The organism is Aetokthonos hydrillicola CCALA 1050, assembly GCF_017591665.1.
GTDB classification, from domain to species: Bacteria; Cyanobacteriota; Cyanobacteriia; order Cyanobacteriales; family Nostocaceae; genus Aetokthonos; species Aetokthonos hydrillicola.
This window is the reverse complement of sequence record NZ_JAAKGC010000104.1, coordinates 1-20,363: the sequence shown is the minus strand read 5'-3', so window position 1 is coordinate 20,363 and position 20,363 is coordinate 1. Positions and strand designations below refer to the sequence as shown.

Here is a 20,363-nt window from a genome sequence, read left to right as displayed (position 1 = left end):
AGGAATAACGTGTAGGAGGGGGCGAAAAGTATTGAAACTACGTGGTTTTTCCCAGCGTTACGGACTGGATCAACAATTAGGTTAAAAACACTTTAATAGTCCATTTTGAGCGAATGCGATTATAGTGGCAAATCCTGGGACATTTTGATTTTGATGTATTGTATAGTCAATTAATTTTAAACCCCTTAAATCGTTTTCTGAACGGTATTTTTTTTCGGTCTATTCGAGTGGGAGCCATCCGGGAGAGTCGAGGGAAATGGTTTACACTTGGCTATAAGATCCATGTCCTCTCTCTTCTGAGAATTGTAGACATGTGGACACGTATAGAAGTACAAGTGTGTATGTGTGAGAATTTTGAGCTATGAAAGTAATAGCAATCGTGTCGAGAAAAGGTGGGAGCGGGAAGTCAACTATTGCAATTCACTTGGCTGTTGCTGCCAACTTAGCAGGTAAGGAAACAGCGATTATTGACTTAGATCCGCAGGCATCAGCTGCAAAGTGGTCTGATTCTCGCTCATGTGAATTCCCCGTTGTGGTTTCTGCTCAGGCTTCTCGACTGGAGAAAGTATTGGAAGCAGCAGCAAAAGAGGGAGCCGATTTGGTTTTTATTGATACTTCGCCACACACAGAAACAGCAGCTCTTGCCGCTATTCGTGCTGCTGATTTAATCTTGGTTCCCTGCCGCCCGTCGATTGTGGATTTACGTGCTATCGATGACACTATTGATCTGATCAAATTAGCAAAAAAAACATCTGTTGCCGCCGCAGTTCTTAATGGTGTTCCCGCCCAAGGATCACTGGGAGATGAAGCAGTTGAAGCGATCGCAGGTTATGGTATAGCTGTTGCCCCAGTCAAAATTGGGCATAGATCGGCATTCGTTCGCTCGCTTACAGATGGGCTAACCGCTATTGAGTACGAGCCAAAAGGTAAAGCAGCAAAGGAAATCCAACAATTGTATAAGTGGACATGTACACAAGTTAAAGTGTAAGAAAGTGGAGGAGTGGACATGAACCCTAAAAAGACGACGAAACTGGGCAATGCTTTACATAAGGCTAAAGAGGAGCCAGTTAAAGAGGTTGCAGCACAAGACGAACAGCCGCAAGAAAATCAAAAATATCCGTTACCACCAAGTCGCCAGGGAACCCGAACAATAGCTGGTCACTTTGATCCAGCAATAGCTATCCAGTTGAAAAGAATGGCAGCAGAAAAAGAAACTACGGTACAAGCTTTATTGACGGAAGCGTTAAACCTCTTGTTTGAAAAACATGGTGAGAAACCAATAGCTTAATTCCTAAAAGGTTAAGTACCAAGGTCGCCTAAGGCTAGAGAAGCTGATATGAAGTGCCAAGTGCTTAAAAGTATTAAACTAAATACTTTAGTTTGATCCTGCTCGCAGCTTCCGCCGTAACACTTCCTGGCTTAGGCATCCAATTAGGCATTATCATTTATCCATTTACATTGTTTATAATGCCACTCGAGCGCTTCTTTATTAGGGTATAGTGTTATCTCCTTGGGGAGATTAATTGTTTTACCGTTGAGTTCACCATAACTTGTGTTTTGTAATTCTGGTGCTAGACATATTTTCTTGGTTTCTGGGTGAATGGTAAGGAGATAAAGGTCAAATAGGGTATGGATATCAGAACGGAGAATTAACCCATTCCAGATTTCGTTAGTGTCATCTCCTCGATAGGGGTAAATATGAGCAGCTTCTAGTGCTTGTTCTGCATCACAACCAGTTACAGTGCATTGCTTATTGTAAGCAGCAAGTATTTTTTTACGAAAAGCTTGTTGTCCTCTCCGGCGAACAATAGATGAGTAAATACGTTTTCTAGCATCTTGTAGATTTTTATGCTGAAAAAAGCCAGAATTCTCAACATCTTCAATTGTACTGGCTAATATAGATTCATCCTGTTTCTGAAAAGAATTTTCGTTTAAATCAAAAGGAACTTGCCAAACCTTAAAACTGTGGTTATCATCCTGTGGGGCCGTACATCCTGCAGCAAGCATCTTACCATCCGCGCTAAATGAAATGGCAGCTAAATTTGAAAACTCTAAATAATGAATTATTTCATTATTTTCTAAACTGTATATTCTAATTTTCCTATTCCCATCATTACTAGCCAGTAATCTTCCATCGGGACTAATTGCAAAATAATCAACATAATCTAAATCTTCACATAGAGTAAATAGTAAGTTTCCGCTTGTCATACACCAAAATTTTATACCACCTCCTCCACTACTAATCAAAATTTTCCCATCAGGGGTGATTGCAAGACACCTTACATTATATGAATGTCCAATAAGATTATGAATAAGCTGTTTAGTTTCTACATTCCAAACCTTTATTGTTTTATCATTACTCCCACTAACTAAAACACGACAGTCAGGGGAAAAGATAAGGCAATTAATTCTTAAAGAATGTGCAGAGAGTAGATCTATGGACTTATTTTTTTGGTCCCAAAGATAGATACTTGTATTTTTAGCATTAAGATTTTTATACTTATTCTCGCCTCCACTTGCAAGAAATTTCCCATCAGGACTGAATTTGACACAATGAATTGGATCTTTACGAAAGAAGGTTTGTGTATGGATTAAATTTCCCGTTTGTAAATTCCAGAACTTAACGGTTTTATCTAGACTAGCACTAGCAATGATTAGTCCATCAGAATTAATGTCTAGCGAGTAAATCTTTCTTGAATGCCCAGATAAAACATTTTTTAATTTCGCTGTATTCAAATCCCAAATTGCAATATCGTGATCGCAAGCACCAGTAAGAAATTGTCCATTAGGTGTAAAAGAAATTCCATAAGCAGTCGCTGCGCTTCCTTCAGGATAAGGAAAGCTATGTGTACATTTCCATTCACTACCAAGAGTTTTATCTTCTAGAGAAATTGAGATTTCTTTATTTGTGTTCTCTATCATTCTGAATACTGAGCAGATTATAGGAATACGGTTTGATAAAAAAAGCTGAACTTAGTATTCCCAGCACTTGGTGCGAAATCAACAATAAATCGTCTTGGCGATAGATACCTGATTATATGCTGTAGCGCGATCGCAAAAGTTAATGATGAGTCAACAAAACTGCTATTTCGGGGAATGGCGGACTCAAACCCTTATTCTTTCGTATTGGTAGCTCCAAGTGCTGCAAAGAGTGATCGCTTTCTCCTACAGTAGGCTAACTTATATCGGCAGTTTACTTATGAAAAGTATCGTTCCAACGATAATGATACTCGTTTAACCTACTTTCCCCCTGATGTTGCTGTCGCTAATTTGACCCGTATCGGTATCGAAAAGCTCTTTGATCGCTTGTCGTTCAACTGGGTTATAAGATGGAGGGTCGTAACGCGCATCAGTAATCAGCCAATTCAAAGCAACAGCCTGCAGATCTATAGTTGCCCCAGTCTTATCTATACAGTAACGTCCGAACACCAGCTTATCAACTAAGCTGACTCCTGGTCCGAGTCGCGACCACTCAAAAATCACGCTGTTGTCTACGGTTGCACCACTAGATACCCAACAATTCGGACCAATTATTGCTGGACCGACGATTTTAACTCCATCTTCTATTCTGGTCATTCCACCAATGTAAACTGGACCTGTAATATCCACTTTGTCCCAATTCACTGCCACATTTAAGCCAGTGTAGATGCCAGGGGCGACCTGATGACCCGGAATTTGTACATTTTTGATTTCCCCTAACAACATCCTACGAATTGCCTGCCAGTAGTTAGGAACTTTACCAAGATCTACCCATTCAAAGTCCATTGAAATAGCGTAGAAGGGTGCACCTATTTCAACTAGTTTGGGGAACAATTGGCTACCGATGTCATACTCTACACCAGAGGGAATATAATCCAATACCTCTGGTTCAAAGATGTAAATACCCGTGTTGATAGTGGTGCTGAGAGCTTCTTCAACCTTTGGTTTTTCTTGAAAAGCTTTAACGCGACCGTCTTCATCAGTGACAACTACACCATAGCTAGAAATTTCTTCCCGTAGAACGGATTTCATCACAATGGTGGCGATGGAACCTTTAGATTTATGCCATATGACTGCTGCTGTCAAATCCAGGTCAATCAAAGTATCCCCGCACAGCACAACAAAGGTGTCGTCAAAAAATGGGTAAAAGTCCTGGATTTTCCTTATTCCGCCAGCAGAACCAAGGGCTTCGCCAACAAGTGTACCTTCAATAATACGACCTTCAAAAGAATAAGCAATCTGCACGCCAAACCGCTGACCATCACGGAAATAACTTTCAATTTCCTCACCTAAGTGACTAACGTTGACCATAATCTGGTCAAAACCATGTTGGCGTAACAGTTCCACTAAAAATTCCATCACTGGCTTTTGCAGAATGGGAATCATCGGTTTGGGAATTGTATAAGTAATCGGACGCAGGCGAGTACCTTTACCTGCTGCCAGAATCATGGCTTTCATATGCTTTTTCAGATTGGCACCACTAAGGTTTGCACCACTAAGGTCGGCACCACTAAGGTTTGCACCACTAAGGTCGGCACCACTCAGGTCGGCACCACTCAGGTCGGTATCACTGAGGTTTGCACCACTAAGGTCGGCACCACTAAGGTCGGCACCACTGAGGTTTGCACCACTAAGGTCGGCATCACTCAGGTCGGCACCACTAAGGTCGGCATCACTGAGGTTTGCGCCACTTAAGCTTCGACCCTCAACTGGCTGACTGACAATCTCTTGTACTAGAAGCCATTTATCATCTAGTTTATTACTTTCGTCATCATCCCAACTTTCGCTTAAAATTTGAGCATCCTCAATAGGGAAACCGTTTACTTCAGTTAGTTCTCCTGACTGAATACGAGATACAAGCCGTTGGATATCCTCTTGAGAACCGTCTACAGATAATCTAATGCTACCTTCTTTAATATCAGTGATTACTATACTGTCTCCTGAATGTTCCTGTAAAAGAAATTGAATAATTTTGAAATTGTGAACTGAATTTATATCGTCTTCTAATACGATAACAGCTTTATTTTTTTTACTTTGTTTATCTATTATAGTCACTTTACGGCGAAGGGTTTGCACTTGCTCCACCCCATCATTAATATCTAAGCTACTACAATCATCTTTATCTAGCCGCTGTGATTCTTCTTCTATTATCCCTGCAATTACTCTCCAGTGCAGTTTCAATTCCTTGCATATCTTTTTAAATGAATCAAGTTGAATTGACTCACACTGAAAAAATTTTGTAACTGTATTCCGAGCTAAAAGTTGAGATTTTGCAAATTGGCTTTTTGAGTCAAAACCTAGTCTTACCAAAGCTTTTTCTGCTATCTCAATACCCTTTGGAGAAGCAGTGATAGTAATTTTTCTCTTTTTTCTGCCAAGACTTGGGTCTGTCATAGTCTCACTTTCTGGCTCTCTGTGTCTAATCTTAATTGTGGGAATATTAGACTCATGGATATTGTTTAAATCAATATTATTACAGCCAAATCTAAAAGCCTCTGCATAATTTCTCCCACTAAAAATAGCGTCATAAAATCCTTTAGAAAAATTAATCCCTGCACGATCTTGAATAGGTTGTACCATGCCAATGACACAATCTATATGTCGGTGAATAGCTGACGCCTGAATTTCGGAATAGCAAGCGTTAAGCAATACACACTCAATTTGTTCTTTAAATAGCTCAAATAAATCGCTCAGCGATTCTGTACTTACGAGGAGCGACTCACCTGAAGTATTTTCTAAAACTAAACCATCAGTTCCTGTTCCATGACCAGAAAAATGCACAATCTCCGGATTGTTCTCCAACAACGTTTGACGTAAGTCATCAATACGAACCGCTCCTATAGGAATTAATTGAAATGCTTCTCTATTTTGAGCTCGTTTTAAAGCCGACCGAATTTCTCTAACTTCCTCATCTAGGCGCAGGTTGTTTGTATTTATAGGATTTGCTGATAAAATCAAAATCTTCTTCATTAGGATGAGGGCTATCTTTATTAGAAATTACTATTAAGGTCTTTGTTATAACTGTACACCTCAGAAAGCTAACCAATTTCTGTCTAGAAAATCTGTGATCGCTCTCAAAACCCAATCACTGAAACAGCCTTCTTCCGTTGCTCTGGTGTCACTTCCAAGTAGCGCTGCAATGTCCCCAAGTCATTGTGACCACTGATTTCCTGGATATGCCGCAAGGGAACGCCAGCAGAAGACATCATAGTTAGTGCCGTTCTTCTAAACGAATGAGTACTAACACCTACCAATCCAACCCGCTTACAAGTATCCCGAAGAATCTTGTCAGCTGCAAACCGTGTAAGACGTTCGGTTACACCCCGTAAACCAGGGAATAATACTCCTGGTTTTGGTTGATAATCAGCCAGTAGTTCTGCTAGTCCTGCCTGAATGTCTACAACGCGAGTTTTTAACTTGCCTTTGGTGGTAGACTTCCTGAAGGTGATGGTTCCAGATTTCAGATCAGTGGTCTGGAGTGCCAACGCTTCACTAACACGGCAACCAGTATAGAGGCAGATGCCAAAAAGAGCGCGATCGCGTGATGTAGTAAATCCATCAGTAAAGAGTAGCCGCAATTCTTCTGCGGTTAAAATCTTGCCTTGCCCGTTGCCTTCTACTTTCATAGGGATAGATCTCTCTAATGTTGGTATCTTACACGAAATGTGTATTTCGTGGAATACACCCCTCAATCCCCTATGTTTTCGTCATTCCTGAACACCCGACCCGCGCCACTTAACCAAAACTTATACAACGCCTTCGCCAGAACCCCCATTCTCTCGTGACTCTCTGGGCAACTGATTAATTCTGCTTATACCCAATCCACACTCACCATCTCTCTGGTATAATCCTAAACCCATTTTTTTTAGCTTGATATCAGTTGTGATATCAAAACTGATATCACGCGAATTGTGTGAGCAACACCTGGATCTGGTATTGAGCCTATAGCCAAGTAATTTCCGGCAAGATGGTTTGAAAAGTCTGATTCTGTCTGGGTTTGATAATTTGCTACATTAGCGTACAAAAAATCCGTTTTGGCACGATGACCCCTAACTGCGGCGAAACTGCTATCAAACTGATGACTGAAAAAGTACTTTCAACAACGGCTATTCCTTCTCCTTGGGCAGTGGATTAAAACGGGACTATTGAGTAAATGAATAATTACTCAAATGAGTAAATACTCAATCATTCTCAACTGGTGTACTTAAATAAGCCTCAAGTGCTTTAATAACAATGCTGGTAATACTGCTGCCCTTGCCTTCTTCTACGGCACGTATCTTGACTTTGTTGTGCAAGAGTCTAGGAACTTCAGCATTAAGGCGTGTGGTTTCTTCCTTGGCTGCTTCGTGGATAGCCTGTTCTTTTAGGTCATGTTCCCGCCGTGATTTCTTCGCTTTAAGCACCATGTTTCAACACCTTCAACACTTCATTTTTTAGGGCATTAATTTCTGACGCAGCATCGCTGTGGGGGTCACTGAAAACTGTTAACCCAAGGGCTGCTGTTGTTGGATAAGCTACACGCTGCGTAGTTCCTGTTTTAAGTACAGGTAAGTTGTATTCTTCCAAAGCCTTGGCAACCTCACCCCCCAGCTTGGTATTTTTGATAGCACGACTGATAGCAAAAACAGCCTTTGGCTTACCGTCCGTGACTTCCCGACGTGCAGCAATGATATCAACCAGGTCAGAGCAAGCCCAAATGTCGTAGGGGCTGGGTTGAACTGGAATAAGAACCAAATCAGCAGCTTTGACCGCAGCGACACTTAACTTGGCGACTTGCGGCGCACCGTCTATAACAATCCAGTCGTATCCTGCCGAAATTGCTTGCAAGTCTTTTGCTAGTGTTTCCCTGTCCAAGCCAACAACAGGGATGAGGCTCCCCCCGGAAAGCTTCGTTCCAGTCACGAGTCGATCCCTGTGGATCTGCGTCAACGAGTAGCACCTTTGTACCATCTCGTTGTAGGGCATGAGCCAAGTTTGTGGCGATCGTTGTTTTACCACTGCCGCCCTTGGTGTTTAGCACGGCGATTACTTTAGGCATTTGAGTAAACGCTCAAGAGAGTATTTACTCAAGAGAGTAAATCATTAATTGTGCTATGGCAAGGGCGTTTTATCACTTCAGTAGCTTCATGCCGTGTGCTTTTGGGTCAAAATTAGGGGGGAATGTAGTGGGACAGGGGTAGTGATCTGTATAATATGAACACGTCTTAGGACTAGTACTCTTGTCTGTGTACTGCGTTCGTTGCAGGTTGGCACTATCGAGGTTGGCACCAGAAAGGTTGGCACGGCTCAGGCTGGCACTATCGAGGTTGGCACTATCGAGGTTGGCACCAGAAAGGTTGGCACGGCTCAGGCTGGCACTATCGAGGTTGGCACCAGAGAGGTTGGCACCAGAAAGGTTGGCACGGCTCAGGTTGGCACCAGAAAGGTTGGCACGGCTCAGGCTGGCACCAGAGAGGTTGGCACGGCTCAGGCTGGCACCAGAGAGGTTGGCATTATCGAGGTTGGCATTATCGAGGTTGGCATTATCGAGTTTGGCACCAGTGAGGTTAGCACCAGTGAGGTTAGCACCAGTGAAGTTGGCATTATAAAGTTTGGCACCAGTAAGGTTAACTTTTTTAAGTTCAATATTATTTAAAGGTTCACCAAGCTCAACCAGTTCTTCAAGTGCTTTGAATCTCTTATAACTATCTTGCTGTCCCTTAGCTTGATCAACATCACTACGTAGTTGGCTAATTCTTATTGTTCTAACACCAATAAATCCCAAAAAAATTGATAAAGTTACTAAGGGAATCAACCCAAAGCAAACTAATCTTAGGCGATTATTCCACCTATACTTAATACTTTTTTGAATAAATTCACTTGCTAAACTTGATAAGGTGAAGAATGAAGCTTGCTCTTTTTGAAAAGCATTAGCTTCATTTAATTGTTTACCAACGAGCAAATAATCCTTTGATTTTCCCTTATCTCGCCACTCGATAGCGGCTGCTTCTATTTTACGTTGTTGTATCAATTTCTCTCGATTATTAGAGAGCCAATCTTGTAAGCGCTTCCATTCACGAATTAGTGCTTCATGCACAACTTCGACTGTTTCTTCTCCAGATTTATCATTACGCCCTGTCACTAATAAACGTGCTTCAGAACCGGCTAAATAAGTAACCAATTCCCAGTTCTGTTTACCTATCTCCTCTTGAGTAGCAACGCGCCTAGTATATTCTGTTCCATCACCCAGCATTACTAAGGCTAGAAAAACTTGTTGTGCCTGCTGCTGTTGAGAATTACTTAATCTGGAATAAATTTGTTCAGCATGTTTTACTAGTGCTTGTTTAGCGCCACCAATGTCCTCATAGGCTTTATGAGTCAGTTCACCGTCTTTCTGCTTATCCCACAACTGTGTTAGAGCAAATTCTAGTAATGGTAAATTACCAGGTTCATTTCCGACATCATCTAGTATTCTTTCAGCTAGATGAATTTGTAATTGTACGTTTAACTTTTGAGCAGGTTGTTCAACTGCTGCTTTTAATTCCTCTCGTGCCATTAACCCCAGTGGTGTAAATGCTATTTGCTGTAATGCGTCACTGAATGGACGGTAAGAAAGAATATAACCATAGAAGTCAGCACGTAATGTAAAAACCAATGTTATAATTTTTTTTTGAACAGCAACCAATAAAGTATCAATGAAACACTGTTGTTCATGCTTGTCAAGACATTGGGTGTAAAGTTCTTCAAACTGGTCTACAATTAACAAAAAGCGTTTCGACGGTTTATTTTCTAGAATTTGAGGAGCTACCTGATGCAGCGTAACTTCACCTTTTTTTAGACTTTCTGCCAGTTTACCTACCATCAAGACTTTCTCTACACCATCAATATTTGGTTCTAATTGACGCACTAAAGCTAGCGCTAGTTCATCAAATGGTTGACTTTTAGGACGGAATGATTCAATTAACCAAATACCTTCTTCTCTCAACAACGGGATTAATCCAGCAAATACAACTGAAGATTTACCACTTCCACTAGCACCAATAACTGGCACTAAAGGTTGGCAGTGAACCATCTCAAACAATACATTAGTAAATTTCTCTCGTCCAAAAAAGAACGCAGCATCTTTCTCACTAAAAGCAGATAAGCCAACATATGGATTGCGAGGAGTATCACCTGCTTCAAACTGAATATCAGATCTATGAAAGGTATTACTTACGACAAGAACAACATCTCCAGTAATCATAGAACCAACTATAGTTGCGTTCCCAATTTTTATCTCTGTTTCTGGAAAAGCTAGCCTCAAAAGAGAATTTTCAGGAGCTAATCGAGAAATTACAAAAGCTAATTGGGTAAACGCATCTACTAAATTTTTCGCATGAGCCTTTTGTTTCTCTCGAATAGCTAAAGTTTCTTGATATGCATACCGAGGAACGTATGGAATAGCTAGTTGCCAAAATATATCTGATCTAGAACCAATAGACTTAGGTATATATTTAGAAAACAACTTAATAAAATCTCGTTGAAATGAATCTAGAAGATCACTTTCTGTATTGTCAATTCTTGCAGGTACAACCACTACTTCTAAAGTACGCTCCCTAATTTCTTGAACCTGAGGTCGTTTAAAATCCAGGAACATTTTATATGTACCTTCCAAACACTGTTGATTTGCTGAACATAGCATAACTATAACATCAGCAAGTTGGTAAGTACAAACCCCTCCCATTTCAGTGACACCAGTTCTGCTATCTATCAATACCACATCTGCAATTATTTCAAACTGCTGACGCAGCCATTCGAAATATAGTTCACCTTCCCAATTCTGATAGAAATCCCCCCAGTCAAAAGTTCTTACAGTATTAGCATAATCACTAAAATTATCCTTTGAACGTCTACCAGCAGAGAGTATCCAAAGCTCTCCTTTTTCCTGAACGTTTGTATAGACATCAACTATAAACTCCTTTAGATTTTTAAAAGGTAGATCATCTTCATCACCAGATATTGAGAAATCTTGAGTCATTTGCTGTTTGTAGTCTAACAGCATATCCATCAAACCTGGCTTGGTGGAAAATTCTTCATGATTGATTGGAAAAAATCTTTCTATTCCAGGTGCTTCTAAGTCCCAATCTACTATTAAGACTTTTAGCCCAGCTTGATAGAATAACTCAGCGACATTTGCTAAAGACATTGAACGACCAACGCCACCTTTATAAGAGTAAAATGTGTAAATCATCTATTATTCCCAGTCCAAAGTTTATCCACCCCATTTTTGGGACCCATTTTTTTACGAAATTTCAGCTTATTTTTTAACTGAGGTTTATGTTTGATGATAATTTCAGCTGTTTCAGGTAGAACTGAAAAAAACCATCTATTTATAGCACGTAAATCGCCAATACCAATCTCACACAGCTTATCTAATTCCTCTTCAAAACGTAAAAAAGCAGGTTCCATGTGAGATTTAATTCTCTCTTCTAGCAATTTATTAGCTTGAATATTAGAAGGATTGATTGGTGAAATTACAAGAATAGCTGTATTTTTATTTGAACTAATTTCAGCCTTTAAGAGTTTTTCTTTAACTTTAGGGTGAAATAGTGAAATTGAATCCACAATGAGTATGCAACCTAATTGTCTTAAATCATTCCAAGTTGTGACTCTCTTATCATCATCTAGTCCCAAACAATCCTGTGATAAGAATTTTGGTCTAATTAAAGGTAAATTCGTTATTTCCTTACGATAAATATTAATATCTTCAACTATATTATTAATAATAGATTTAATTGTGAAATTTTGGCATACATAGGGTTTCCAATCCTCTCTAATTTCATCATAATGACTAACAAAATCTAATATTCCATGTTGCTGAATCATTTGTGTTAAATTTTGAAATTCTTCAAATTCTTTATTTATTGCTTCAAATTTATTAAAGGCAGTTTCTTGTAGATACTTAGCTTCATCTAGTGTCATCGCAACAATTACAAAGGGAATTTCAATTTCATCATTTGACTCTGAGTCAAGTGTAAGTAAACGTTCTTGAATTTGCTTAATTTCATTTTGATTTTGAGAATACCGTGGAATATCGTTGACACCATTCTCATATTTTATTTTGCGTATAATAGCATTTAACTGAGGTGCGTCTTTACTTCCTTCAAAACTTGATTGTAGTTGCAAGGAAAGTTTATAAATGGCAATTTCTAATTTCCTTTTTTGTAATAAATCAATGAGTTCTATAACAAAATCGTGGGTAGTCAGTGTCCAAATAGCACTTAATTCTGCTGGTTTAATATCTATTTCTATGCATAAGGCTTTCCGGCGTTCTGGATCAGCGCGGTGACTCAATTCTAAAAGTTTTCTCAGAGTTTCAATATCTGAATCATCCAGGTCTTCTAAAGACATGTTAATGTTTGATTAAGATTTGTGGTAACTAACCCAAACTATTAAGGGCTGATTTTAATCATAATTACTTCTAGTTTAGAATGATATGCTCCGTGTTGAAAATCAGATACTAACTTTTTACATAGTCTATAAATAGAGCTTTCTAGTTTGCGTCTATGTAATAAATCGATAAGTTCAACGGCAAAGTCGTTTTCGCTCAGCATGAAGATAGCGCTCAAATCTCCAGAATTAATGCCGATTTCAATACATAATGCTTTGCGTCTATCAACAGCAGCACGTCCACTTAATTGTAAAAGCTCTCGTAATGTTTCAATATCTTGTTCATCCAGTTCGTGTTTAGGCCCGAAAGCAGATAAACCAAGGTAGGGATTGGGCGGAATATCACCAGCTTCAAACTGAATATCAGCAGGACGAATCGATGTTGTTTTCAGTACTGGTGTTTGATCTTCCTTTAATCCAACAAGCTGTGAACAACCTAAATTAAAAGCAAAATCTACTGCTTCCCCAGCGCCAAGTGCATCATAGAAGGCTACAGCAAAAGTGATCGCCGCCTTATCACCAATAGCCTGATTCATGCCAATGACATATTTAATGTACTGGCTAATAGCTTCTGCTTGTTCCTTAGAGTAACAAGCATTTAAGACGACGCACTCAACCCCCTTAACTGCAAAAAGCTTAAACAGTTTTGAAAGTGCTGCTTGATCGACGAAGGTTGGTTGTCCCGTATCATCTTCTAGAACAATTCCATCAACGCCTGCACCATGCCCACAAAAATGTACTATTTGTGGTTTATGTTCTAGAATTGCACGGTAAAAGTCACGCGATCGCACTGCCCATTTTTGTACTACCCTGAAGTTTCCCCCTTTGGGAGCGCGTTTTAATCCTTCTTCAATTTCTCGCACTTCCTGATCTAGTCGTAGCCGAGAAGTATCTGTGGGATTTGCAGCCAAAATCAGAACTGTTTTCACAGAAGGGGTATTACTCATGGCAGACTGAACTGAGTATGTACTCAAAAGAGTAAATGATTATTTGTGTTATAGCAAGAGCGATCGCTACTAGAAGAGTGCTTAAAATAAAGCGGTCTTGGGATGCGATCGCCGTAAAGGAAATATTTCTGTAAAGGAGACTTGGTTTGGGGAGTGGGTTGGTGTTTATACTTTGGGGAAGGGCGATCGCCCGGTTGCGGGCGCTGGGCTGAAAGCCCAATCGCTCCTGCAACGCACCCTCAATCTTGGTCTTTTAGTTCTGTTAATATCTTGTCCAGCTTTTCATTTGTGTCCTTAGCAAGCTGAATACACAGCACACTTGAAGCCAATCCACTAGCTGCTGTTACTGTTCCTTCTGGTACTTTGCCTGATAGCAATAATCCTGCTCCTATAACGCTAATACAGAAAGAAACAGTGGTTGCAACTAGAGCTAAATTAAAGCTGTGATGTGCTTGGCGTAAGCGTTCAGAAGCTATGCTTAGCTCTAATGTTAAGTAGGGTTTGGGATTAGGATTTGAATCCGAAAGTAAAGAGATCTTAGTCATATAACTGCGTTCTGGATGGTAACACTAGTCAGGGGTGAGAGCGTATGCTGTAATTCCATTACCATCCAGATTTCTTGAAGTTTGGTTAGATTTAGGCGTTGAACCTATGTAAAACTTATGTATGTAGAGAAGTTATGTAAGACTTGTATAAAAATCATTGGGGTTTTTAATGGGACGGTCATGCCGAGCATCGAAAGAAGGGGCTGAAAAGATTAAAAAAGCATTCCAACTTAAGGGCTGGACGCAAGACTATTTGGCTGGAACAGTACGTTGTACTCGACAGACCGTCATTAAATTTTTTGCAAGCAAACCTGTTGAAAAGCGTTTATTCCAAGCTATCTGCAATGAATTAGACTTGGAGTGGGGAGAGATTGCAGAACTGGAGATAGAACAAGAGCAATCAAGCAGGAATAGTGTTATGAACACAGCACAAAAGAACACCTGTGAGATTGCCTCAGGGGATTACAGCACTACAAAGGTATTAACTCCTCCAGTATCTGTAGCTATAGAACAAAAGCCAAGTGGCAAAGGTAAAGCCATTTTCGTACTTACTGGCACTATAGATTCTGTTGACGAAGAATTGCTAAGAGCATTGGAAACGCATTTGCGAACAATTTCAAAAGATGCACTTTTAACAATTAAGAAGACTGAAGAAGGCAGTATAAAAATAACCTTAGAGGCGTCTTTAAAAGGTCTTGAAAGGCTTGTGGCTTTATTTAACTCAGGAGAATTAACTGAGGTATTAGGTATTCCTGTTGAAGATGTACAGTTATTGCCTAGCACTACTAGAGATGAAGATCAAGATAAATCTCGTCTAGTCCAAGAAATCATTGCTCAGGGGGCTAAAGGTCGGAACCTATGTGATGTAGACCTGAGTGGTGCGAACCTGAGTGGTGCTGACCTAAGTAATGCTGATCTAAGCTGTGCTGATTTAAGCGATACCGACTTGAGGAAGGCTAATTTGAGCGGATCTGACCTAAATTGTGCAGATTTGAGCGGTACCGACCTAACAGATGCGGATCTGAGTGGTGCCTATCTGCATGATGCAATAATTGACTCGGCAACAAGAATTAGCGACAAATGGCGTTTGGTGTGGGAAATTGTCAATCACGGATCTGAGGGTCGTGACCTGAGAGGTGCCATGCTGTGGAATAACAACCTGAAAGGTGCCATACTGTGGAATGCCAACCTGAGCGGTGCCAACCTGAGGAATGCCAACCTGAGCGATGCCAACCTGAGGAATGCCAACCTGAGCGGTGCCTACCTGAGCTATGCCAACCTAAGCGGTGCCAACCTGAGCGGTGCTACACTTTGGAATGCCAACCTGAGCGGTGCCTACCTGAGCTATGCCAACCTAAGCGGTGCCTACCTGAGCGATGCCTACCTGAGCTATGCCAACCTGAGCGGTGCCAACCTGAGCGGTGCCGACCTGAGCAGTGCCGACCTGAGCCGTGCCAACCTGAGCGGTGCCAACCTGAGCGACGCCAACCTGAGCCGTGCTTATCTGCATGATGTAATAATTGACTCTGCAACAAGAATTAGCGACAAATGGCGTTTGGTGTGGGAAATTGTCAATCAGGGATCTGAGGGTCGTGACCTGAGCGGTGCCAACCTGAGCGGTACCAACCTGAGCTATGCCAACCTGAGGGATGCCAACCTGAGCTATGCCAACCTGAGCTATGCCAACCTGAGCGGTGCCTACCTGAGGGATGCCAACCTGAGCGGTGCCAACCTGAGGGATGCCAACCTGATCAGTGCCAAAGTTGAAAAAGCCTTGTTCATAGAAACTAAAGGGCTTACCGAGGATATGAAGCAGAATCTAAAACAGCGAGGAGCAATTTTCGAGGATTCTCCAGGAGACAGGTCTGAAGTTTATGCTGGTCGCTGAAACTTGTTACACCATCTCAGTTTGGCTCAATGCCTAATCCAGTAGATCGGCTAGTGCTATGCTTGCGTGCTTCTGCCGAAGATGGCGATTATCATCGTAAATGCTGAGTGTTTGAGGGTCTTTATGGCGGCTAAGGGCTTGAGCGCCGCGTATGTCACCGTCACTAGCGTCAAGGTACGCAGTGATACTACTATGGCGGATGCGGTGAGGGGACATAGTTTTGGTAACGCCAGCTTTTTCACAGTATTTGACAACCAGTCGGCGGATAGCTTCACCGCTTAAGCGCTTGCCAATGGAATTTTTATCAAGGGCGACAAACACCGGGGCTACCCCAAAGTCGTCTTTAACCCTGGTGATATCTTGGCTTCTGGTCAGCCAAGTCGCAAGAGTGTTGGAGATCGCGTCACTAATGTCAATAAGAACGCGAGTGTTGCCTTTCCCCTTGGCTTTAACGGATATTTGGCGGTTCTTTAAGAATAAATGCTCATGGTTGAGGCTGCACAGTTCATCACGTCGTAGAGCGTTCTCCCATAGTAACCTAAGCATGGTGTAGTCTCTTAACCCCTGCAAGGTAGACAAATCGCAACACGCCAAAACTGTTTTAAAATCCTGTGCATTAATGCCCGTAGTGTCGCGGTATTTGGCAGTAGCATCACACTTAATTTCTGTTAGATGGTAGGAACAAATGCCCATAGCCCGACCCTTGGCGACCAGTGCCTTAATTGCGGCTAACCTGCGGTTAATGGTTGCTTCAGAGAGTGGTTTACCCATTGGACAGCCTTCACCACGACGCATTTTAGCCTTGTATTTGGCTACGACCTGCAAGGCTTGACGCTCTTCCAGGTGTAGAAATTCAAGGACTGCATCTGGCACGGGGTCTCTTTGGGTCATGGATCTAAAAAAGTCGGTCAAGTCCTTGAGATATGCCCGTTGGGTGTTGGGTGAATTTTTCTCTTTTAGCAGCTCCTCTAACACGTCTGGATCTTCATCAAGGGTAAAGTACTGGGGGGTAGTGGGTGCATGAAAACTTTTCCCCAGACTAACAATTTTACTATCATGCGTGTCTAATTGGCTCATATAAGTAATTGTGTATACGATGTACGGTAGTGCGATAATGTTTCTTTCCGCACCCATAAGGGGATTTTATAACCCCACCGGGTTGATGGGGTTGGTGCAAATGTACTATTAGGTTTACGCTGCGAGCGCACTTTGTTTCAGGAGACGAACAACAACACCACCAGCCAGCTGGTTTAGGCGATCGCACAGAATCAACCAACCCCGCTTAGTCCGTAAATCTAGCCCCTGACCAACGTGCTTTTTAAAGTGCTTTGTCTGGGTGAGGGTTAATCCAAGGCTTTTTGCTAGTGCGATCGCGCGGTTTTTAATATCTTTCAGCTTGGTAGTGGTCGCCTGTGCTTTCATGTCTAGTTAGCATCTTGTCTTCGTCTTGTCAGAGGATACAGGGGGGCTGGCAGCCATTCCGGAAAAAACCAAAAAAAATCTTGTCAGATGCAAGCCAATTGACTTGTCATAAAGAATCGAATACCATCGAATATATGACAAGACAGTAACTAGCCATGAACAAGTCAGAACGAGTACAACTAAGTTTGCGGTTTGATAATCGAAAGGAATTATTAGACGCAGTAAAGGCACGGGCAAAGGAGTTAAATATACCCCTGGTTGATTTCGTAGCCTTGGCTTTGGAAAAAGCCATAGAAGATGGGTTAACCCCATTGACTAGTCAATTGCAAGTCAATGGCAAGATTGAGGCTTTAGAAGCGCGTATCGTAGCCTTAGAAGAAAGCCTGGGAAAGTATCATCCCGTCTAGGCAAGACAAGCCAAGAGTCTAGGCAAGATGACGGTAGCGTAACCCCAAGCACGGCAGAGTTAGAGAAACAATTAGAAGAACTGACTGCCGAGAATTTGGAGTTACGAAAAATAGTCCAGTTGGCGGAAGAACGAAACACTGAGTATTTAAACTTAAAAACTGAGGCTTGGCTGCTCCAAAAGCAATTGGAAATTAAGGATGAGCAATTTAAAACCGTATCGTCAATGCCCAGACTTGCCGAGTTGCGCGAGCGCGTCTTGCAAAAGTTAAAAGTAGGAAGACAATCGGCAGTAGGGAAGGGGATTGATTTATTCATCAAGCATCTGGAGCAAACCAATGACAGAACCGACTGAAAAACCCAAAAAATATATTCCTGACCCAGAGTTACCACCAGAGAAGTGCCAGCACGTTAGGATTTTGGATGCAGATAAGCCAGTGCAGCGCGTCTTTTATGAGTGCTATCACTGCTTTCAAGGTCTTGTGAGTGAATGCAGTGGCAAGCCAGTAATTGAAGAATTTAAGGGTCGTCCCTCTGTACGAGAGTTAAAAGTTAAATGTCCTAACTGTGGTGAAACTGCTATCAAATTGATGACTGCTAAAGTGCTTTCAACAACTGCAATACCATCACCCTGGAGCTAGTAAAAAAAGACTGCGTTATTTTACGCAGTCTTTTTGATCGGGGTTTTTCGTTGTTCAATCCCAGTTGCGATATGCACCATATCCACTATTCTTGGACAGGCGATCGCAGATCTCATTTAGCGTGTAATCTCCTGTATCGGGGAACTCACCCCCCAAGTGGTAAATCTCGCTCAATTCCCCACACAGATCGTGGTTGCCTTTGCAATGGGGTAATAGTTGCCCTTCTGGGTAGCCAACCTCTACTCCCAAGTATTGCTCATCATCTAACTCCGTTGCATCAAGGGTATCTACTGCATCTTCAAAAGACAACCTAAGCTTTTTAGCAAACAGAATTGCACTGTCAGCGATCGCCCCCACCTCTGAGTCAGTCACAGAGGTGTCCAACACGAATTGGAAAGGTTGTGAATGTTGGATATATTGCAAGTCCAACACGACTTTTGTGAGCATCATCTTAATTTCTGAAGAGTTCATACTTTCTCCTAACTATTCAGTAAACGGAAACTACTCTTTTCCTCGTCTAGCCATGAGACTTGCTCTACTTGAACAAGCTCGTCAACGAATGAGCGGATCTCTTCTGTGGAGAGCTTTTTTTGAGGAAAGCTCTGCTGAGCAAGTACTCTGACCACGAATTTGTTCTCAAATTTTTGAAACTTCTCTTGCTTAAGCCACGCCAAAAAACCTGTACAAGTCCTTGAAAATTCTGGCTCGGCTTTTAGTCTTGGCTGATCCTCTGGTGAGGTTAATTCTTCGGGATGATAAGCTACAGGAGGGTTAAGCATGTTTGATATTTGTTGCTGATACTGAAGGTCTATTGCGTACCTGTCCACTTCAACGCTTTGCCCATACTCATAATCAGTAAGTTCAAACTCAGATTGCCTAATTTGCCAGTTCGTGAACTCCAGGCGCTCGTATTCCTTTTTCAAGGAGTTAGCAGACATAAACAAGATTGTGCTACCAAGAAGCGCGAGCGAAGCCCCAAGCCCCTTAACGCTGTGAGAATCTGGCAGTATTCCCACTAACTTAAAACCGAATGGTGGAGGTGAATTGATTGGGGCATACTGCTCAGTCGTGTAGCTTACCCCCAAGATGTTGTTAGTTTGCTGATACTTCGACCATGTAACCATGTTCCCTGGTACAGCCAAACACAACCCACCAAAGCCCATGATTGAACCAATAGCCAGCCCCCAATGTTTTGCGAGCCAAACCCCCTGTTTGGTTAAGCCCTTATTTTGCATTTCGCCCCCCCTGGCTCAGCCCAACTTGAAGATGTCTGATGATTAAAAATGCGATGAATGCGATCGCCAACACCCCAACCACAACAGAAGCAACATCCACCCAGAAAAGGGTCAATAATTCTTTAATCCCCAGCCCCACTCCCAGCGTTACTGCTGCGATTCTAAATCCGGTCATTCTGGGAGCGTTATCAAAAGCGAGAATTGCATAAACCAAAGCTGTTAAGTAGGCGATCGCCAAAACAATCTGCAATTGCTGAAAATAAACGCTTATTAGTGAGAAAGCCAAGCTAGCAGAGAAAAACATTCCAGCTTCACCAAAGTTCTGAAAATGCTCCATTAAGTTGGTTTTTGGCTTTGGGGCATCTGAAAAATCGCGTACCATAGTATCTCAATGATTTTTTGTGAATAACGGCTTGGCGTACAACCAAGCCGGATTTTATTAGTTGTTGCTACCTTGCAGGTGTCCAGTTCTCAATTCTTCCCGTAACTCTCTGCGGCGCTGGGAGTTTTGCGCTCTGATATCGTTACGTTGCTGCTTCATTGCTGCTTGGTGCTGGATGCCTTGCTCTCCTAGTCTTGCTTGTTGATTTAAACCTGCAAGAATTGCATTGCTGCGAGCATCTTGAACGGATTCAAAGTGTGTGTATGCAGCATCAATATGCTTTTGGGTCGCTTGTACACGCTTTTCTAACTGGGCAGCTTTGCGCATATAAGCGTAGTACGCGACAAACGCCTTGGCTTTTGCTTTGTCGATCTGATATTTAGCTGTAGCGAACTGCAAACAGAAACACTTCAAACTGCAAACAAGGCAAAATTGAAACCACATTAGCTGCAAATAAGGGTGGTCTCAAAACCACATTAGCTGCAAATGAAACCAGATTATTTGCAAACAA

Annotated in this window: 22 protein-coding genes and 2 pseudogenes; 6 read left to right on the top strand and 18 right to left on the bottom strand. The window is 41.8% G+C overall.

The annotated features are described in order from the left end of the window. The first annotated feature begins 361 nt into the window (after positions 1–361). Positions 362–988 carry a ParA family partition ATPase gene (parA, locus tag G4P69_RS30855; RefSeq protein ID WP_208343364.1) on the top strand — a complete coding sequence of 209 codons (627 nt, stop codon included), beginning with the start codon at positions 362–364 and terminating at the stop codon, positions 986–988. 18 nt (positions 989–1,006) lie between these two features. Then, entirely contained in the window at positions 1,007–1,288 is a 282-nt protein-coding gene (locus tag G4P69_RS30850; protein ID WP_208343366.1) for a ribbon-helix-helix domain-containing protein, read from the top strand. Positions 1,289–1,431: 143 nt separating this feature from the next. Here the strand turns inward: G4P69_RS30850 and G4P69_RS30845 are convergent, their stop codons facing one another. The 12 genes and pseudogenes from G4P69_RS30845 to G4P69_RS30790 form a co-directional block, all read right to left on the bottom strand. Next, complete coding sequence (locus G4P69_RS30845; protein ID WP_208343368.1) at positions 1,432–2,922, bottom strand: HNH endonuclease; 1,491 nt, start codon at positions 2,920–2,922, stop codon at positions 1,432–1,434. 312 nt (positions 2,923–3,234) lie between these two features. Continuing rightward, complete coding sequence (locus G4P69_RS30840) at positions 3,235–4,437, bottom strand: sugar phosphate nucleotidyltransferase (protein ID WP_208343408.1); 1,203 nt, start codon at positions 4,435–4,437, stop codon at positions 3,235–3,237. Positions 4,438–4,455: 18 nt separating this feature from the next. After that, positions 4,456–5,949: pseudogene (locus G4P69_RS40325) on the bottom strand (pentapeptide repeat-containing protein); the annotation flags it as partial. A 104-nt stretch (positions 5,950–6,053) separates the two neighbouring features. Next, positions 6,054–6,605, bottom strand: coding sequence for a tyrosine-type recombinase/integrase (locus G4P69_RS30825; RefSeq protein WP_208343370.1), 552 nt, complete (start codon positions 6,603–6,605; stop codon positions 6,054–6,056). A gap of 555 nt (positions 6,606–7,160) precedes the next feature. After that, entirely contained in the window at positions 7,161–7,385 is a 225-nt protein-coding gene (locus G4P69_RS30820) for a hypothetical protein (RefSeq protein ID WP_208343372.1), read from the bottom strand. After that, positions 7,375–7,881 carry an AAA family ATPase gene (locus tag G4P69_RS30815; RefSeq protein WP_310834508.1) on the bottom strand — a complete coding sequence of 169 codons (507 nt, stop codon included), beginning with the start codon at positions 7,879–7,881 and terminating at the stop codon, positions 7,375–7,377. Before G4P69_RS30815 ends, G4P69_RS30820 begins: the two co-directional genes overlap by 11 nt. Positions 7,882–7,933: 52 nt before the next feature. Further along, positions 7,934–8,017: pseudogene (locus G4P69_RS40320) on the bottom strand (nucleotide-binding protein); the annotation flags it as partial. Positions 8,018–8,089: 72 nt separating this feature from the next. Next, positions 8,090–11,188 (bottom strand): nSTAND1 domain-containing NTPase, encoded by a 3,099-nt coding sequence (locus tag G4P69_RS39610; protein WP_243902505.1) that lies wholly within the window; start codon positions 11,186–11,188, stop codon positions 8,090–8,092. Further along, the gene (locus tag G4P69_RS30805; protein ID WP_208343374.1) at positions 11,185–12,348 is read right to left on the bottom strand and encodes a hypothetical protein; all 1,164 of its coding nucleotides are present in this window, start codon (positions 12,346–12,348) and stop codon (positions 11,185–11,187) included. Before G4P69_RS30805 ends, G4P69_RS39610 begins: the two co-directional genes overlap by 4 nt. Before the next feature lie 41 nt (positions 12,349–12,389). After that, a complete protein-coding gene (locus tag G4P69_RS30800; RefSeq protein ID WP_208343376.1) occupies positions 12,390–13,334 on the bottom strand; it encodes a CHAT domain-containing protein in 945 nt (314 codons plus the stop codon). After that, a complete protein-coding gene (locus G4P69_RS30795; RefSeq protein WP_208353412.1) occupies positions 13,327–13,566 on the bottom strand; it encodes a hypothetical protein in 240 nt (79 codons plus the stop codon). The genes G4P69_RS30800 and G4P69_RS30795 overlap by 8 nt, the downstream gene beginning before the upstream one ends. 7 nt (positions 13,567–13,573) lie before the next feature. Next, the gene (locus G4P69_RS30790; RefSeq protein ID WP_208343380.1) at positions 13,574–13,879 is read right to left on the bottom strand and encodes a TRADD-N-associated membrane domain-containing protein; all 306 of its coding nucleotides are present in this window, start codon (positions 13,877–13,879) and stop codon (positions 13,574–13,576) included. A gap of 169 nt (positions 13,880–14,048) precedes the next feature. Here G4P69_RS30790 and G4P69_RS30785 point away from each other — a divergent pair, with 169 nt between their 5' ends. Further along, on the top strand, positions 14,049–15,767 hold the full coding sequence (locus G4P69_RS30785) for a pentapeptide repeat-containing protein (RefSeq protein WP_208353408.1): 1,719 nt from the start codon (positions 14,049–14,051) through the stop codon (positions 15,765–15,767). Between the two features lie 33 nt (positions 15,768–15,800). Here G4P69_RS30785 and G4P69_RS30780 read toward each other — a convergent pair whose 3' ends face one another. Both G4P69_RS30780 and G4P69_RS30775 read right to left on the bottom strand, forming a co-directional pair. Next, positions 15,801–16,844, bottom strand: coding sequence for a tyrosine-type recombinase/integrase (locus G4P69_RS30780; RefSeq protein ID WP_208343395.1), 1,044 nt, complete (start codon positions 16,842–16,844; stop codon positions 15,801–15,803). A gap of 114 nt (positions 16,845–16,958) precedes the next feature. Continuing rightward, positions 16,959–17,189, bottom strand: a complete 231-nt coding sequence (locus G4P69_RS30775) for a hypothetical protein (RefSeq protein WP_208343397.1) — start codon at positions 17,187–17,189, stop codon at positions 16,959–16,961. A 155-nt stretch (positions 17,190–17,344) separates the two neighbouring features. Here G4P69_RS30775 and G4P69_RS30770 point away from each other — a divergent pair, with 155 nt between their 5' ends. The 3 genes from G4P69_RS30770 to G4P69_RS30760 all read left to right on the top strand — a co-directional run bounded on the left by G4P69_RS30770 (position 17,345) and on the right by G4P69_RS30760 (position 18,235). Continuing rightward, positions 17,345–17,596, top strand: a complete 252-nt coding sequence (locus G4P69_RS30770; protein ID WP_208343398.1) for a hypothetical protein — start codon at positions 17,345–17,347, stop codon at positions 17,594–17,596. Positions 17,597–17,715: 119 nt separating this feature from the next. Then, complete coding sequence (locus G4P69_RS30765) at positions 17,716–17,949, top strand: hypothetical protein (RefSeq protein ID WP_208343399.1); 234 nt, start codon at positions 17,716–17,718, stop codon at positions 17,947–17,949. Beyond that, positions 17,933–18,235, top strand: a complete 303-nt coding sequence (locus G4P69_RS30760; RefSeq protein ID WP_208343400.1) for a hypothetical protein — start codon at positions 17,933–17,935, stop codon at positions 18,233–18,235. Before G4P69_RS30765 ends, G4P69_RS30760 begins: the two co-directional genes overlap by 17 nt. A 54-nt stretch (positions 18,236–18,289) precedes the next feature. Here the strand turns inward: G4P69_RS30760 and G4P69_RS30755 are convergent, their stop codons facing one another. The 4 genes from G4P69_RS30755 to G4P69_RS30740 are packed head-to-tail and all read right to left on the bottom strand — an operon-like array spanning position 18,290 to position 20,251. After that, positions 18,290–18,706: a hypothetical protein gene (locus G4P69_RS30755; RefSeq protein WP_208343401.1), complete on the bottom strand. Its 417-nt coding sequence runs from the start codon at positions 18,704–18,706 to the stop codon at positions 18,290–18,292. An 8-nt stretch (positions 18,707–18,714) separates the two neighbouring features. Next, complete coding sequence (locus G4P69_RS30750) at positions 18,715–19,470, bottom strand: hypothetical protein (protein ID WP_208343402.1); 756 nt, start codon at positions 19,468–19,470, stop codon at positions 18,715–18,717. Continuing rightward, positions 19,460–19,852 carry a hypothetical protein gene (locus G4P69_RS30745; protein ID WP_208343403.1) on the bottom strand — a complete coding sequence of 131 codons (393 nt, stop codon included), beginning with the start codon at positions 19,850–19,852 and terminating at the stop codon, positions 19,460–19,462. Before G4P69_RS30745 ends, G4P69_RS30750 begins: the two co-directional genes overlap by 11 nt. A gap of 57 nt (positions 19,853–19,909) precedes the next feature. Next, the gene (locus G4P69_RS30740) at positions 19,910–20,251 is read right to left on the bottom strand and encodes a hypothetical protein (RefSeq protein WP_208343404.1); all 342 of its coding nucleotides are present in this window, start codon (positions 20,249–20,251) and stop codon (positions 19,910–19,912) included. Positions 20,252–20,363 lie beyond the last annotated feature (112 nt).

Coding starts and splice junctions, on each gene's coding strand:
- parA (WP_208343364.1), top strand. CDS start 362: ATGAAAGTAATAGCAATCGTGTCGAGAAAAGGTGGGAGCGGGAAGTCA.
- G4P69_RS30850 (WP_208343366.1), top strand. CDS start 1,007: ATGAACCCTAAAAAGACGACGAAACTGGGCAATGCTTTACATAAGGCT.
- G4P69_RS30845 (WP_208343368.1), bottom strand. CDS start 2,922: ATGATAGAGAACACAAATAAAGAAATCTCAATTTCTCTAGAAGATAAA.
- G4P69_RS30840 (WP_208343408.1), bottom strand. CDS start 4,437: ATGAAAGCCATGATTCTGGCAGCAGGTAAAGGTACTCGCCTGCGTCCG.
- G4P69_RS30825 (WP_208343370.1), bottom strand. CDS start 6,605: ATGAAAGTAGAAGGCAACGGGCAAGGCAAGATTTTAACCGCAGAAGAA.
- G4P69_RS30820 (WP_208343372.1), bottom strand. CDS start 7,385: ATGGTGCTTAAAGCGAAGAAATCACGGCGGGAACATGACCTAAAAGAA.
- G4P69_RS39610 (WP_243902505.1), bottom strand. CDS start 11,188: ATGATTTACACATTTTACTCTTATAAAGGTGGCGTTGGTCGTTCAATG.
- G4P69_RS30805 (WP_208343374.1), bottom strand. CDS start 12,348: ATGTCTTTAGAAGACCTGGATGATTCAGATATTGAAACTCTGAGAAAA.
- G4P69_RS30800 (WP_208343376.1), bottom strand. CDS start 13,334: ATGAGTAATACCCCTTCTGTGAAAACAGTTCTGATTTTGGCTGCAAAT.
- G4P69_RS30790 (WP_208343380.1), bottom strand. CDS start 13,879: ATGACTAAGATCTCTTTACTTTCGGATTCAAATCCTAATCCCAAACCC.
- G4P69_RS30785 (WP_208353408.1), top strand. CDS start 14,049: ATGGGACGGTCATGCCGAGCATCGAAAGAAGGGGCTGAAAAGATTAAA.
- G4P69_RS30780 (WP_208343395.1), bottom strand. CDS start 16,844: ATGAGCCAATTAGACACGCATGATAGTAAAATTGTTAGTCTGGGGAAA.
- G4P69_RS30775 (WP_208343397.1), bottom strand. CDS start 17,189: ATGAAAGCACAGGCGACCACTACCAAGCTGAAAGATATTAAAAACCGC.
- G4P69_RS30770 (WP_208343398.1), top strand. CDS start 17,345: ATGAACAAGTCAGAACGAGTACAACTAAGTTTGCGGTTTGATAATCGA.
- G4P69_RS30760 (WP_208343400.1), top strand. CDS start 17,933: ATGACAGAACCGACTGAAAAACCCAAAAAATATATTCCTGACCCAGAG.
- G4P69_RS30755 (WP_208343401.1), bottom strand. CDS start 18,706: ATGAACTCTTCAGAAATTAAGATGATGCTCACAAAAGTCGTGTTGGAC.
- G4P69_RS30750 (WP_208343402.1), bottom strand. CDS start 19,470: ATGCAAAATAAGGGCTTAACCAAACAGGGGGTTTGGCTCGCAAAACAT.
- G4P69_RS30745 (WP_208343403.1), bottom strand. CDS start 19,852: ATGGTACGCGATTTTTCAGATGCCCCAAAGCCAAAAACCAACTTAATG.